This window comes from Bosea sp. BIWAKO-01, assembly GCF_001748145.1.
GTDB lineage: Bacteria > Pseudomonadota > Alphaproteobacteria > Rhizobiales > Beijerinckiaceae > Allobosea.
On the sequence record NZ_BCQA01000002.1, the window covers coordinates 1 to 14492 of the forward strand.

Sequence of the window (14492 nt, forward strand, 5' to 3'; positions counted from 1 at the left end):
GGGCATTCAAGTCGGCGCTGCCGAAATCCGGCAATTCGACCACCAGCCGGCGCATCGGCCGGGCGGTGTCGACCACCTCCAGGCGCCCGGGATGCGCGGCCCGATAGGCGTTGAGAAAGGCCTGACGTTCCGGCGGCGCGAAATGGCAGACATGGAAAATCGTCTCCAGATGCTGGACCGGCACTGGCGTGGCATAGGCGGGGTTGACGATCTGCGAAATGAAGCTGCGGTTCTTGCCGAGGGCTTCCGCCAGCCGCTGCCGGGTGCCGGAGGGGCGGTTCTCGATGACCGCGCGCAGGATCGCCTTGTACTCGGCCAATGGCGAAGGGTCGGTCGGGAGGGTTTCGGGGCTGGTCATGCGTCCGCCCCTGGCTGCGAGAGATCGACCTCGCGAATCGCTTCCTTCGCCATCGCTAACAGCCCGGGAGAGACTGATACGGCCCGGACGCCGGCCCGCAGCAATGCGGCGATGGCGCGCGGATCGCCTCCCGCATCGCCGCAGAGACTGACCTCTCGACCAAGCTCCGCGCCATGGCGCGCGACATGGGTGATCATGGCGAGCACGCCGGGATGCAGGACGTCGGCATAGGCCGCGACCGCCGATCCATCGCGGGCGGCGGCGGTCGCGTATTGCGTCAGATCGTTGGAGCCGATCGAGAAAAAGGCGGCGTCGAAGCTCGCGACCGCCATGGCGGCGGCGGGAATCTCGACCATGATGCCGAGCGCAGGCGCTGCATGCGGCACTCCTTCCGCCGCGAGTTCCGCCAGAACGCTGTCCAGCAGCCCTCTCGTTAGTTCCAGTTCCCGCGCTGCGGTGACCATGGGCAGCATGACCTTGAGCGGGCCCAGGCTCGCCGCCCGGGCCAACGCCCGCAATTGGACGCGGAAGATCTCGGGATGGCGCAGCGACAGCCTGATGCCACGCAGGCCGAGAAAGGGATTGGTCTCGCCATCGATCGTGTAGCCGGCGATGGGCTTGTCTCCGCCGGCATCGAGCGTGCGGATCGTCACCGGCCGGCCGGCGGCCCAGTGCAGCAACGCGGCATAGGCCTCGAACTGCCGCGCCTCATCCTGCAAGGCCTGCTCGACGAGGAACTCCGTGCGGGTCAGGCCGATGCCGTCGCAGGCCTCGGCCGGGAAGCCGGCGACATCGGCCATCCCCGCGACATTGACCATCACGGCGATCCGGGTCCCGTCGCGGGTCAGCGCAGGCTCGCGCTTGCGGGTTTCCGCCTTGCTCCGCACGTGGCCGAGTTCATCTGCTCGCCGTCGCGCCTCCTCGATGCTCGCGCGCAACGGGCCGGTCAGGACGAGGCCTGCCATGCCATCGACGACGACCGTGCCGGAGACCGCCTCCCAATCGGAGCCGATGCCGACCACCATGGGCACGCCACGCCCGCGCGCCAGCATGGCGACATGGCTGGTCGGGCTGCCGGCCCCGAGAACAATGCCGCCGCCTTGCGACCAATCGATGCCAAGGAAGGCGGAAGGCGGCAGATCCTGCGCCAGGATGACGGCGCCGGGCGGCGCATTCGTCAGTTCGGGCAAGCCGAAAAGCTGGCGCAGAACCCGGTCCCGGATATCGGCCAGGTCTGCGGCGCGGGCGCGGAAATAGGGATCGTCGGACGCCTCATATCCCGCGATCTCCTCTGCCAGCGCCTGTCGCCAGGCCGCGTCGGCCGGCACGCCGCGCTCAATTGCGGCATAGGCGCCCTCGGTCAAGGCGTCGTCTTCGAGCAGCGCCACCTGAAAGCCGACGATATCGGCAGCCTCGCCGTGAAGACTGGCCGCCAAAGCCGTGACGGCCTGGAGGGAAGCGGCAACGGCGTCCGCCAGAGCCTGTCGCTCGCTGGCGACTGAGCCCGTCTCGCGCCGCACCTCGCCGACTACGCGAAAGGCCACCGCCGGGCCGAAGGCGAGCCCGGTCGATGCGGCGAGGCCGGAAAGGCGGCGTTCCATCACGCCTCACTCCTCATCGAACTTGCGTGCGACGATATCGACGAGCGCGGCGAGCGCCGCGGAAGCATCTTCGCCGCTGGCCTTGAAATGCAGCACGTCGCCCTTTGCCGCCTTGACGCGCATGATCTTCACCGGGCTCTTGGCATCGGTCCACGGGCCGGCCGCGCTGGTGGCGACCTCGATACGGGAGCCGAAGCGCTTGGCGGTCTGGGTAAGCTTCACCGAAGGGCGGGCATGAAGCCCGATCTTGTTGGTGAGCAGGGCGCTGGCCGTCACCTCCTGCATCCTTGCATTCCTCTCGCTACCTTTGGCCGACATGTCATTCATGCCGACATGAGTTCCTCGGCGGTCGCCTGGACGACCGCCAGCGACGAGCCGCCGGACGCTTCGGTCGCGGCCATCACGGCGCCTTCCACAATCGGTGCATTACAGATGACGATGCGCTCGCGCCGCTCCTCCGGCATCATTTCCACCGCCATCTCGCTATTGGTCTCGGCCCCGCCGAGATCGACCAGGATGGCGACGCCCGCTTCCGACCACGCCTTGTCGATCGCCGCCATGATGGCGGCGACATCGGTGCCCAGGCCGCCTTCGGCATTACCTCCGGCCGCGGCGAGCGGGACATTGTCGCCGACCATCTGGCGGACCATGTCGGCGGCGCCTTCGGCTACCTTGGCCGAGTGCGACACGATGACGATGCCGACATTCTTGCTGGCTGGCATGTTTCAGGCTCCGATGGCGTTGCAGATTGCGGTGGCGAGCAGTGCCGATGAGCGTGCCCCGGGGTCCATATGGCCGATCGAACGCTCGCCCAGAAACGAGGCGCGCCCGCGAATGGCCTTGAGCGGCACCGTCGCCTCGGCCGCGAACCTGACGACCTCGGGAAGGCGCTTCGTGAGGTCGGCGCCGCCATGAGCGAGTGCGGCCTGGAGCGGCGCCAGCACGTCGAGCATGGTCTTCTGGCCGAGATCGGACTTGCCGCGCGCCTTCACGGCCTCGATCGCCGCGGCCAGTGCCCGCGCCAGATCCGCAATCGTCGGCTCCGGCGGCAGCTCCTTGCCGAGCGTCATGAACAGCGTGCCGTAGAGCGGCCCCGAGGCGCCGCCGACTTTCATCACCAGTGTCGTGCCGATTGCCTTCAGGGCGTCGGGCAAGGGCTTTGCCGTGATCAGATCCATCTCCGCCAGCACGGCCTCGAAACCGCGCTTCATGTTCAGTCCGTGGTCGCCGTCGCCAATGGCCTGGTCGAGCGCCGTCAATTCATCGGCATGGGTCACGATTGCCCCCGTCATGGCCTCGATCAGCGTCTTCTTCAACGCGTCATCCATGGTTCACCTCACCCGCTGGCCGTCGGCGTCGAAGAACAGCGGCTTGAGCAGGCTCACGCTCACCTCGTCGCTGACATCCAGGCCTTCATCCGGATCGACCAGGCTGACGATCTGCTGCTGGTTCACTGCGATATGCAGGTGGTTCTGATCGCCGAGCCGCTCGATCCAGTTGACCTTGCCCGTCACCGCACCGTTCCTGGCCTTGGCGATGGCGAGATGTTCGGTGCGCACGCCGATCGTGGTCGTGCTTGCCGGCGCCTCCAGATCGGGGAAGAGCGCGCGCGGCAGCAGGTTGATGCCGGGGCTGCCGAGGCGGGTGGCGACATAGATGTCGGTCGGGTCCTCATAGATGCTGCGCGGCGTGCCGATCTGCACGAGGCGCCCCTGGTTGATCACGCCGATGCGCGAGGCCAGTGTCATCGCTTCGGTCTGGTCATGGGTGACGTAGAGGATGGTCGCGCCGAGATCCTGCTGGATATGCTTCAGCTCGATGCGCAATTCCGAGCGCAGCTTGGCATCGAGCGAGGAGAGCGGCTCGTCCATCAGGTAGACAGCCGGGCGGCGCACCAGCGCACGGCCGATCGCGACGCGCTGCATCTGGCCGCCGGAGAGCTGCGTCGCACGGTTCTGCAGCTTGTCCTCGATCTTGAGGAGCTTTGCGACATGGCCGACGGCGCGCCGGATCTCGTCCTCGGGCGTGCGTCGTGTCGGCGAACGCAAGGGGAAGGCGAGATTGTCGAAGACGCTCAGATGCGGGTAGAGCGAATATTGCTGGAACACGAAGGTGACGTCGCGCGCCGCCGGCGGCAGCGCCGTGACATCGGCGCCGCCGATGAAGATGCGGCCGTCATCCGGGGTTTCCAGCCCGGCAACGAGGCGCAAGACGGTCGTTTTGCCCGCCCCCGTCGGCCCCAACAGCACGACGAATTCGCCGTCGGCGATGGTCAGCGAGAGATCGCTCACGGCCTTCACCGCGCCGAACCGCTTCGAGACCTGCGTCAGCGTGACCTCAGCCATGGGAGCGCCTCGTCGTGCCGGCATCATGCAGGGCGGAGCGGATCGCCTTTCCCGTCGCCGCATCGAACAGCGACAGCCGTTCCGGCCTGAACGAGAGGCTGACGCGGTCGCCGGCGGCCACCAGCAGATGGGCGGGCAAGCGCGCCTTGAGCTTGCCGCGCGGGGTGGTGACCGTCACGATCTGGGTCGTGCCGAGATATTCGGTGCCGAAAATCTCGCCCGGAAGGGTGCTGCCCTGCCGGCCGGGATCGCCGATGACGATCTGCTCGGGCCGCACTCCCAGCGCCAGCGGCCCGGGCGCGTGGCTCTCGCGCAGTTCCGGCAGGGTCACCGAGGCGGCATCGATGCTGACCGAGGTCGAGCCCGCAATGGCTGCGCCGTCGAAGCGGATGAAATTCATCGCGGGCGAGCCGATGAAATCCCCGACGAACATCGAATTCGGGCGGTCATAGATCTCCTGCGGCGAGCCGAGCTGCTCGATGACCCCATCATTCATCACCGCGATCTTGTCGGCCATCGACATGGCTTCGAGCTGGTCATGGGTGACATAGACCGTCGTCGCCTTCAGCCGGTCGTGCAGCGCGCGCAGCTCGCCGCACATCAAATGGCGGAATTCGGCGTCGAGCGCGCCCAGCGGCTCGTCCATCATGAAGGCCTTCGGTTCGCGCACGATGGCGCGGCCGAGCGCGACGCGCTGCCGATCGCCGCCCGAGAGGCCCGAAACCGACTTGTCGAGAAGATGCTCGATGCGCAGCACGCGCGCCGCTTCCTCGACGCGCCGTCTTTTCTCGTCCCTGGGCACGCCCATCGAGACCAAGGGAAAGCTGATGTTCTTGCGCACGTTCATGTGCGGGTAGAGCGCAAAGAGCTGGAACACCATGGCGATGTCGCGCTCGCGCGCCCGCTTGAAGGTGACGTCCTCGCCATCGAGCCGGATGCTGCCGGAGGATGGCAGTTCCAGACCCGCAACCATCCGCAATGTCGTGGTCTTGCCGCAGCCGGAGGGACCCAGCAGGCAGAAGAAATCGCCGTTTTCGACCGTGAAACTGGTATCGCGCACCGCCATGAAGGCGCCGAACCGTTTCACCAGATTGTCGACCCGGATCTCGGCCATGGCTCACTCCGGGAACTTGGTGACGAAGGTGAACATGGCGACGCCGATCAGGGTCGTGACGAAGGAATAGCCGTAGAGCGTCAGCGAGAACGGCTGCAGCAGCATCAGCACGCCGCCCGAGATCAGCACCGTGGCCAGCGTCTCCATCGGTCCACGTCGCAGTGCCTTCGGCCAGCGCGATGCGGCCGCGCCTTTCGGCTCAAGGGGATGGCTCGGATGCCGGTTCATGTGCAGGTTCATTTGCGCACCGCCCCGAAGGTGATGCCGCGCAAGAGGTGCTTGCGCAGCAGCACGGTGAAAACCAGGATCGGGATCAGGAACAGCGTCGTTCCGGCCGCGACCGCCGGCCAATCCTGCCCGCCCTCGCCAATGATGATCGGGATAAAGGGCGGCGCGGTCTGCGCCGTGCCCGAGGTGAGCAGCACGGCAAAGGCATATTCGTTCCAGGCGAAGATCAGGCAGAAGATCGCGGTGGCGACGATGCCGGTCGTGGCCTGCGGCAGCACGACCTTCCGGAAGGCCTGCAGCCGCGTGTAGCCGTCGATCATCGCCGCTTCCTCATATTCGCGCGGGATCTCGTCGATGAAGCCCTTGAGCAGCCAGACGGCCAGCGAGACGTTGACCGAGGTGTAGAGCAGGATCATGCCGAGCCGCGTGTCGGAAAGGCCGAGCTCGCGATACATCAGGAATATCGGGATCGCGACGGCGATCGGCGGCATCATCCGCGTCGAAAGGATGAAGAACAGAAGGTCGTCCTTCAGCGGCACCTTGAAGCGCGAGAAGGCATAGGCCGCGCAAGTGCCCAAGCCGACCGAGAGCAGCGTCGAACCGAAGGCGATGATCAGCGAATTGACGAAGCGCGGCACATAATTCGAGGGGCCGACGACCACCATGCTGCGCGAGCGCGTGATCTCCTCGCAGGCGGAGCCGGCCGGAGGCAGCGAGGCGAGATAGTCCGCCGTCTGGCGCGAGCGCGTGTTGAACAGATTGCAATAGCCTTCGATCGACGGCTCGAAATGCAGGAAGGGCACGACCTTGGGCGGGTAGGAGATCGAGTCCGGCGGCGTCTTGATGCTGGTCAGGCCGATCCAGAGCAGCGGCACGATCGCCACCAGCGCGTAGAGAACGACTATGGTGCCGGCCAGCAGCTTGACGCGCCCGCTCGGCGCGACGACGGAATGGGCCGTGGAGAGAGCGCCGCTCATCGTGCCTTCACCTTGTTCAGCGCCTTCACATAGATGTTCGCCAGCCCGAACACGGCGACGAACAGGATGATCGCGAAGGCGGAGGAATAGCCGGTGCGCCAGGCCTCGAAGGCGGCGCGTTTCAGCGTGATCGAGGCGAGTTCGGTGGTCGAGCCCGGTCCGCCCGAGGTCAGGAGATTGACCATGTCGAACATCTTGAAGTTCTCGATGCCGCGGAAGAGCACGGCCAGCATGATGAAGGGCAGACACATCGGCAGCGTAATCGAGATGAACTGCCGCCAGTTGCTGGCCCGGTCGACCTCGGCGGCCTCGTAGATGTAGTCCGGGATCGAGCGCAGGCCGGCGAGGCAGATCAGCATCACGTAGGGCGTCCACATCCAGGTATCGACGATGATGATCGCCCAGGGGCTCAGGTTCACATCGCCGAGCATCTGGAAGGAGGACGGCGGAATGCCGGAGAAGAACGAGACCACGTAATTGAACAGGCCGATCTGCGGCTGGTACAGGAAGGTCCAGAAATTGCCGACCACCGCCGGCGACAGCATCATCGGGATCAGGATCAGCGTGGTCCAGAAGCCATGGCCGCGGAACTTGCGGTCGATCAGATAGGCCAGCGCGAAGCCGATGACGGTCTGCAGCAGGATCGTCCAGAACACGAAATGCGCGGTGGCCTGCATGCGCTGCCAGACTTCCGGATCCGACAGGATCGTCTGGTAGTGCTCGAGCCCGACATTGCGTAGCGGCGCATTGGGGCGATTGGCGCGGTAATTGGTGAAGGAGAGCTGGATCGTCCAGATCAGCGGGAACAGGTTGATCGCCAGCAGGAGGATCATCGTCGGCGCGATGAAGATCCAGGCGATGGCCTTGTCGCTGAGACCCCGGACGCGGTGGGCGATCGGGGAATAGGCTGCGCGCATCGCTGCCGCGCTCCTGATGCCGGTGATGTCGCTCGCATTCATGACTGAGCACCGTTCAAAGGCAAGGTCGGAGACGGGCTGCGCCTCACAAGGCGCAGCCCCGGTTCGGCCAGATCGTCGGACCGGAGATCGCATCCGGTCCGATGATCTAACCTTTTGTGTTTGCATCGGCTTTCCCGAAAACCGCAATCCACTTTTCGAGCCGATGCCCTAGGGGCGAAAGCCCGCTTGCGTCAGAACTTGCCGTCTTCCTTGAAGACCTTGTTCCAATCCTGGATCAGCAGGTCGAGCGCCTGTTTGGCGGTGCCCTTCTCAGCCACGACATAGTCGTGGATGCGTGCCTGTTCCGCCTGCATCAGCTGCGCGTAGGACGGCTCGGCCCAGAAATCGACGACCTGGCCCATGGCGACGAGGAAATCGGCCGCAAAGGGCGCGGATTTGGCAAAACCGGGGTCGTTCAGCACGCCCTTGTGGCAAGTATAGCCGCCGAGCTCCCACCACTTCTTCTGCACGTCGAGCGAGGCGAACCATTTGATATAGGCCAGCGCGTCGGCCTGGTTCGGCGAATAGGCGACGACCGAGATGCCCTGCCCGCCGAGCTGCGAGCCCTTCTCCTTCTCAGGCGGATTGACGAAGAAGCCGATCTTGTCGCCGCCGACATTGGGATCCTTGTACAGGCCGGGGAAGAAGGCGAACCAGTTCATCTGCATCGCCGCCTGCCCGGATTTGAAGGCGTCCAGGCCCTCCTGCATATAGGCGTTGGAATAGCCCGGCGGGGTACAGCACTTGTACAGCGACTTGTAGAACTCCAGGCCCTTCACGGCATCTTCGGAATTGACGAAGCCGGCCATGGCGTAGGGCTTCTTCGGGTCCTGGTATTTGAAGCCGAAGGGATAGAGCGCGTTGGCGACGCCCATCGTGATGCCTTCCGAGCCGCGCTCGGTGAAGATCGCTGCGCCATAGACCTTCTTGCCGTCGATGTCGCGGCCCTGGAAGAACTCGGCGATCTGCTTCAGCTCGGTCTGCGACTTCGGGGCAGCGAGCTCGCGGTTGTACTTGGCCTTGAATTCGGCCTGCAGATCGGGCTTGGAAAACCAGTCCTTGCGGTAGGTCCAGCCGAGCGCATCCCCCATGGCCGGCAACGCCCAGTAATTCGGCGTGTTCTTCGGCCATTCCGCATAGCCCGTGACGGTCGCCGGCATGAAGTCGTCGATCTTGATGCCTTCTTTGGCAAAGAAATCGTTCAGCTTCACATAATGCTTGTTCTCGGCAGAGCCGCCGATCCACTGCGAGTCACCGATGATCAGGTCGCAGAGCTTGCCCTTGGAATTGAGCTCGTTGAGCATGCGGTCGGCGAAGTTCGGCCAGGGCACGAACTCGAACTTCATCGCGATATTGGTCTTGGCGGTGAAGTCCTTGGAAAGCTCGACCAGCGCATTGGCCGGGTCCCAGGCCGCCCAGCAGAGCGTCAGCGACTTGCCCTGCGCCTGGGCCCCCGTGGCAGCAAGCGCTGCGCTCCCGGCGATGGTCGCGGCCAGCATCCATGTCCTGAATCGTGTCATGTGCTTCCCTCCCTTGGCGTGCCGTCACCAGCCGTCATTGGGGTGACGGGCGAACCTGCGCGACCGCGAAGGGCACTTCCGCAAGCTGGGGCAAGGCCGACGCGGGATGTTTCCTCACGCCGCCTCGGGACGAGTCGCCCAAGTTCAGCGATTTGTTTAGTGAACGCTCAATCACTAAACATGTCAAGTGACGGAAACAGCCGGTAACATACTGCAATGCAGCCGATTTTGCTGCGCTGCACAAGTTCAGTGAATTCCCGAACATGCTCAGGTTGGGGCCGTGCGGCCCATCATGTGCTTCGTGAAGCCCGGCCCGCGCCATTTGCGGACATTGGCGCATTGCCCAGAAGCAGACGCTACGAATGTGCTGACCAGAGTTCCGCTCTTGGCCCCCTTGGGACGTTCGGCACGTCCGCTGATGGGCATGTCCGGTGCCGTTAAGGCGATGCTGATACCTGTCCGCATCCGGCAGTATCGCAGATCATCCGATGCACGGAATCCCAAGCAGGACTCCTCCGTTCCGATCAATCCACTTGCCCGCCTCGGCCAGTGCCACCGCGATCGTCTCCTTGTGCACATTAAGGCTGACATAGGTGATAGGCTTCTCCATGCCCCGTCACCTATGCAAGAGGCTCGGTGCCGGACCACCCAGCGCAACCCTCGCAACCTGCATACTGTGAGACGGGGCGCCCCTATCTCAGGCGGACATCTGGTCTAGCGCGTTGGAGGAATACTGTCCGACGCGTGGCGGGGTTTGGCTAACCGCGTACGGTCCTTGCCGAGGCCGGTCGCTTCGAGAAGCCCCTTCCGCTTGGCATCGTAATAGTACCCGCTCCGATAGTAGCGGTCGGCGCGGTTCTGGTCGCGATCGGCCACGAGCCAGGCTCCCCGCAGATATTTGAGCCCATAGGTGAGATTGACCTCGGGATCGAGCAACCCCACTGCCGGGCCGGTGTAACCCATGCTGCGCGCCGTCGCGTGCTTGATCTGCATCAATCCAAAATGACCACCGTTCTGGGCGGTTGGGCGAAAGTTGCTCTCGCGCTTGACGATTCGCCGGACCAAATCCGAGGGGAGTTCGTAATGCGCTGACTGCTGTTCGATGATCCGGTCGATGCCTGCGCGCGCCGGGCCGCCTGGTGACCGAGGATCAACTGACTGTTCGCCGGAGTAAGCAAGCGGTTTCGCTGCCTCCGCGAACGTGTCGTCCGGAACGATGCATCCTCCAACCCCGGCAGACAGCAAGGTGATACCGGCTGCAACGAGACGTCTTTGCCACAGCATCTGGCCTCCATCAGCTGATGAATCTGCTCACGGGGACGCCAACTCTAGGCTCAACCCATCCGCGGCACCTGCAAATTATGGAAGGTACGAATGGATGACTGGGCGAGCTTCAGGAGGAAAGGCCAAGTTCGGCCGCGACACAATAGGGATTCGAGTGACTTGCTTGGGTCGCGATGAGACGTAGCCTCGGCTGGCCAGGGCGCTATCATGTACTACCGCCTCATCGAGCGTCTGCTTCCGGACCGAGATCGAAGGGCTAAAATCGACCCAACCGCGACATTCGCGGCGAGCCGCTAAACGGTCAAAAGTGGCCCTTTCCCGACATCCAGGGAGTCTGCTTTCGGGAAGTCTGGTTGGCGCGCTGGCCGATGGGCAAAAGTGGCCCTTCCTGACGTTGGGGATGTCCCCTTCCGGCAAGCTGATTGGTGGCGGCCGAAGTTGGCCGATACCGTTGAAGAAGTCGGCCCTGTGAATGGCTCTGGTGTGGATCGCGTTTCGAGGGCTGAGATGGATCCCACACCCCGTCACCAAGTGCTGTAATGGCGATCGTCAGAATGTGGAGTCCGACCTCGACCAAGTGATGGTGAAGCTCGAGGCCCGTCATGCCCGGCACGTGTCAGGAACTTGCCGTCCTCGCCTTCGTCGGGACCGCCGTGGTGCTCACCGAATTGCGGACGGTATAATACTTAGAGCGGTGCGAGCCTGTGCCCGGCCAAGGCCGGAAAGCGCGAACCCCTTCAAGTTCTTGCCGATTCTGCCCCCGGTTTTAGTCCAAGAAGTGCACCGGGACGCCTGGACGCAAGATGTCGGCAAGCTCCTCCACATCCCAGTTCGTCAGTCTCACGCAGCCATGCGACGTCGTTTTGCTGACCTGAGAGGGTTCAGGCGTCCCGTGAATCCCGAATGTTGGCTCAGACAGTGCAATCCAGACGGTTCCGACCGGGTTATTAGGCCCAGGCGGCAGCACGAGGGTTTCGTCGTTCTTGCCCTGCTGGAAATTCTTCTCGGGGTCGTAGGTGTAGTTCGGGTTCCGCGCGATGCGGGTGACCTTGTACTGGCCGGACAGAGATGGCGTGTTTTTGCTCCCGATCGTTGCCGGATAGCTCGCGAGGATGGTGTCGCCTTCGCCATAGACAACGACCATTCCGGTACTCTTGACGGCTTCGACCCTTTTAGCGCCCCCCCTTTGAAGCGAGCGGTCGCCAGACACGATGTAAATTCGGCTGCCGGCCTCGGTAAAGGCCTGCCCTTGGTTGAGCTCCATCAAGAGCTTTTCGCTCATGTGAAAGCGTTCGCCGAGCATCTCCTGCGGGCTGGTAAAGGAGAGGCGCTTCATCTTCGCCTGCTTCGCGTAGTCGCGGGGAATATCGTCAGCGAAGTCGTAATCCGTGTCTTTGTCGGACAGCTTGTATTCGGCCACGACATCCTGAACGGTATCGCCGCCAAGCCCGCGCCAAGCGACCTCGTCCAATTCGTCGCTTTCACTAAGTTTTTCCTGGCGCCGGAACTGCGCGACGGCCTTGCGGAAGTTCTCCCCATCGATGCCATCGATCACACCCGGTGAGATGCTGCGCCGGCTGAGCAAGACCTGGGCCTTCACGATCAAGGGATTGGGCCCACTCGCTTTCTGGTAGGGACGCGCCGCGAATGTCGCTGTGTTGATTTGCTCGGCTGTCAGAGCCGACGCCGGTGCCGCACCGACGGCCAAGAGGACCACCAAGGCTGTCATCAAATCAACGGGTTTCATCGCTCTGAGCTTCCGGTGAGGTCACGATATATACGGCTGAAGCGTCATCATGTTCCCCTGATTCCGCTGTCGCGCCGTAGGGGAGTTGGTAGGTGCTCATGGATGACGTGGGCGGGTAGGGCGCCCGCCCATTGCTTGGGGAAATGCCGCCTTGTGCCGGAACGTTTTTGAGCCGAGGCGGCCGATGGAACGGTGCCGAGTCACGCGTGCGGACGGGTGGCTGTGACGTGGTCGATCGTGCCCATGCCATTGAACCGGAAAGCGGAACATACGCGATCGGGTCAGGTTGAAATTTCGACTGTCCGGAAATGTGAGTTGGGTAGGATGAGGTCCAGGCGGAGCATGAACGCCTCCCCTTCGTTGGTTGCGGAGTGGCCGCTCCCGTCGTCCGCAACGCTTGGGTCGTCGGTTCGAGCGAAGGGGATCGAACGCGAAATTCGGGCCCGACTGCCCTGGGCAGCCAGGACTTGCATCACGGCCGGGACGGGGCATATCGCATTGCGGATGTCAGAGGCCGAGACGGATGTATTCAGGGCCGCCTCGGCGTGCATCTCCGAAACGCTGGCCGGGATCCCAAGGCTACCCGTACTTCCAAGCGAGGCGGAGGATATTCTGACGATCTCTTCCCGCGAGCGTCACAAGTGGGTGAAAGACGGTCGCCTTAAGAGCATCGGGACACGCACCGTCAAGCTGCGCGGACGCGCAAGAGCCGTGACGTTCCACGTCTTCGACCCGCGGCAGATCGAGGCCGTGCTTGATGGGGACCTGCCGGCAATTTGGAGAGTGGAGGATGCGCAGGCGCTCGCCGAGACCCGGCGGCGCGCGGCGGGAAAGGCCGCACGGACCCGTGCGGGCAAAGGCCAGGGCAAGGCCGGCGAAGCCAGGAATGCGCGGGAAGACGCCCCCCGGACGCAGTTGGACGGCTGGGATGCCTTCGAGGCGGAAGGACTGTTGCGTTAGCAGAACCCAAACCGGCCACCCTGTTTCACCCGCGTAACGGGCGGCCAGGACAATGATGGATACGCCTTGCTCGAAATGCGATTGTCGCACGAGCCTGGCGGTAAGGCTCCGGATGCTTAGTCCTGTGCCGGAGTAGGGACCTATCCAAAGGTTACCTCCTCGCGCACCGCTAGTCGGGTGTGCCGGCGTTAGGCTGCTGCGGAATGAAGGGGCGGCTCCAGAAGCGTGAGCCACGCAGACCGAAGCGAAAGGGCCGCTCAGGCGCTTTGGAAATGCCTATTCCAGTGCCGCTCACAATTGCCGGGCGTTCAGTGGGCGCGCGTACGAAGAAGGGGGGGTCCGTCAAACTCAGGCCGTTGTGCACATTGGTTATTCCCAGCGCCCTTGCGAGCCGCCCGGGTCCCGAGCAGAGATTTCTTTCCGTCCCTCGCCGTATGATCATCTTATCGATGCCGACCTCCGGGGCTATCGCGCGGATCAACACGGCGCCATGGCCCTCCGCAACGACGTTGAAACACCAATGCAAGCCGTAGGAGCGGTATACATAGGCGTGCCCAGATCCCCAAACATCGTTGCGTTGGCGGGAGTGCGGCCGCGATAGCTGTGCGATGCGGGATCGTCACGAAGATAGGCCTCGGTTTCGACGATCGTGCCTCCCACACCGTCGACAAGGAACAGCGCTCCTATCAGCTCCTTCGCAAGCTCGACGGCGTCAGCGCATTCGAAGTAGGCAGGCGACCTTTTCATCACTGGCATTTTGGCAGTTTACCTGGGAGGAAACTTACCGCGGCTCGACAGCTGCCGATCGAACCCGCGATAGACGATAACCGGAGGGAGCAGCACTTCGTTCCAGATGGGGTGGAAGGACGAAACTTGTCGACGTCCGTCCCCCAAGTGAGGACCGGCCAGCCCCGCAATGGCAGCGTTCATAAGGCTGTGTTGAAGTAGAGCCCCGCCCGGGGGTAGCGGTGGCCTCGACGACAAGCCCGGCGGAGTAGGAGTAGCCGAGCCAAGCGGCCGCCTCGAAACTAGTTGTGCCCCATTTGCGGCTCCAAGGTGATTGTCGTGGATCCACCTAGCGGGCTGGGATGCCAACGTCCCACCCAAGCGGAACCGGGCGGATGCGGGCGTGTTCTGTTTGCAAAGCGCTTCGGGAACCATCATGAAGATCGCGAAGTATCCGCTAGCCATCGCGGTCCTATCAGCTGTGGCTGGGGTGTTCGGATGCCTGATCGTCGCCAACCTGATACCGGAACGGCGGGAGCTGCAGCAGCCACTCCCTCATCATCTGGCATCCTCCGACGACCAGTTCAAAACTTCCCTGGGCGCGCTTTTCGGTTCCAGTAGCATTCCCGGCAACAGGGTCGAGACGCTCGTCAACGGGAACCAGATTTTCCCG

The 14492-nt window shown here is 63.7% G+C and carries 15 protein-coding genes and 1 pseudogene; 1 reads left to right on the forward strand and 15 read right to left on the reverse strand.

Features of this window, described 5'->3' with window-relative positions:
• The 14 genes from BIWAKO_RS31725 to BIWAKO_RS31785 all read right to left on the reverse strand — a co-directional run.
• Positions 1 to 358 (reverse strand): hypothetical protein (locus BIWAKO_RS31725; protein ID WP_069882994.1); only part of this gene is annotated, 358 nt, incomplete at its 3' end.
• The gene (gene ptsP / locus BIWAKO_RS31730) at positions 355 to 1959 is read right to left on the reverse strand and encodes a phosphoenolpyruvate--protein phosphotransferase (RefSeq protein ID WP_069882995.1); all 1605 of its coding nucleotides are present in this window, start codon (positions 1957 to 1959) and stop codon (positions 355 to 357) included. The genes BIWAKO_RS31725 and ptsP, both read right to left, overlap by 4 nt.
• Positions 1960 to 1965: 6 nt before the next feature.
• Positions 1966 to 2244, reverse strand: coding sequence for an HPr family phosphocarrier protein (locus BIWAKO_RS31735; protein ID WP_069882996.1), 279 nt, complete (start codon positions 2242 to 2244; stop codon positions 1966 to 1968).
• Positions 2245 to 2282: 38 nt separating this feature from the next.
• Positions 2283 to 2681, reverse strand: a complete 399-nt coding sequence (dhaM, locus tag BIWAKO_RS31740) for a dihydroxyacetone kinase phosphoryl donor subunit DhaM (protein ID WP_069882997.1) — start codon at positions 2679 to 2681, stop codon at positions 2283 to 2285.
• A gap of 3 nt (positions 2682 to 2684) precedes the next feature.
• On the reverse strand, positions 2685 to 3287 hold the full coding sequence (gene dhaL / locus BIWAKO_RS31745) for a dihydroxyacetone kinase subunit DhaL (protein WP_069882998.1): 603 nt from the start codon (positions 3285 to 3287) through the stop codon (positions 2685 to 2687).
• A 3-nt stretch (positions 3288 to 3290) separates the two neighbouring features.
• Positions 3291 to 4304, reverse strand: coding sequence for an ABC transporter ATP-binding protein (locus tag BIWAKO_RS31750; protein WP_069882999.1), 1014 nt, complete (start codon positions 4302 to 4304; stop codon positions 3291 to 3293).
• Positions 4297 to 5418: an ABC transporter ATP-binding protein gene (locus BIWAKO_RS31755; RefSeq protein ID WP_069883000.1), complete on the reverse strand. Its 1122-nt coding sequence runs from the start codon at positions 5416 to 5418 to the stop codon at positions 4297 to 4299. Before BIWAKO_RS31755 ends, BIWAKO_RS31750 begins: the two co-directional genes overlap by 8 nt.
• Positions 5419 to 5421: 3 nt before the next feature.
• Entirely contained in the window at positions 5422 to 5646 is a 225-nt protein-coding gene (locus BIWAKO_RS31760; protein ID WP_069883360.1) for a hypothetical protein, read from the reverse strand.
• An 8-nt stretch (positions 5647 to 5654) separates the two neighbouring features.
• The gene (locus tag BIWAKO_RS31765; protein ID WP_069883001.1) at positions 5655 to 6623 is read right to left on the reverse strand and encodes a carbohydrate ABC transporter permease; all 969 of its coding nucleotides are present in this window, start codon (positions 6621 to 6623) and stop codon (positions 5655 to 5657) included.
• Positions 6620 to 7540, reverse strand: coding sequence for a carbohydrate ABC transporter permease (locus tag BIWAKO_RS31770; RefSeq protein WP_141740483.1), 921 nt, complete (start codon positions 7538 to 7540; stop codon positions 6620 to 6622). Before BIWAKO_RS31770 ends, BIWAKO_RS31765 begins: the two co-directional genes overlap by 4 nt.
• 233 nt (positions 7541 to 7773) lie before the next feature.
• Positions 7774 to 9081 (reverse strand): ABC transporter substrate-binding protein, encoded by a 1308-nt coding sequence (locus BIWAKO_RS31775; protein WP_371332376.1) that lies wholly within the window; start codon positions 9079 to 9081, stop codon positions 7774 to 7776.
• Positions 9082 to 9583: 502 nt separating this feature from the next.
• Complete coding sequence (locus BIWAKO_RS37230) at positions 9584 to 9712, reverse strand: hypothetical protein (protein WP_274533598.1); 129 nt, start codon at positions 9710 to 9712, stop codon at positions 9584 to 9586.
• A gap of 104 nt (positions 9713 to 9816) precedes the next feature.
• Positions 9817 to 10386, reverse strand: a complete 570-nt coding sequence (locus BIWAKO_RS31780; protein WP_069883004.1) for a lytic transglycosylase domain-containing protein — start codon at positions 10384 to 10386, stop codon at positions 9817 to 9819.
• Between the two features lie 766 nt (positions 10387 to 11152).
• A complete protein-coding gene (locus BIWAKO_RS31785; RefSeq protein ID WP_069883005.1) occupies positions 11153 to 12133 on the reverse strand; it encodes a L,D-transpeptidase in 981 nt (326 codons plus the stop codon).
• 504 nt (positions 12134 to 12637) lie between these two features.
• On the opposite strand from BIWAKO_RS31785, the gene BIWAKO_RS31790 reads away from it, so the two are divergent.
• On the forward strand, positions 12638 to 13093 hold the full coding sequence (locus BIWAKO_RS31790; protein ID WP_371332306.1) for a hypothetical protein: 456 nt from the start codon (positions 12638 to 12640) through the stop codon (positions 13091 to 13093).
• A gap of 169 nt (positions 13094 to 13262) precedes the next feature.
• On the opposite strand, the pseudogene BIWAKO_RS31795 reads toward BIWAKO_RS31790, so the two are convergent.
• Positions 13263 to 13849 (reverse strand): annotated as a pseudogene (locus tag BIWAKO_RS31795) (DNA-3-methyladenine glycosylase).
• Positions 13850 to 14492: the final 643 nt, after the last annotated feature.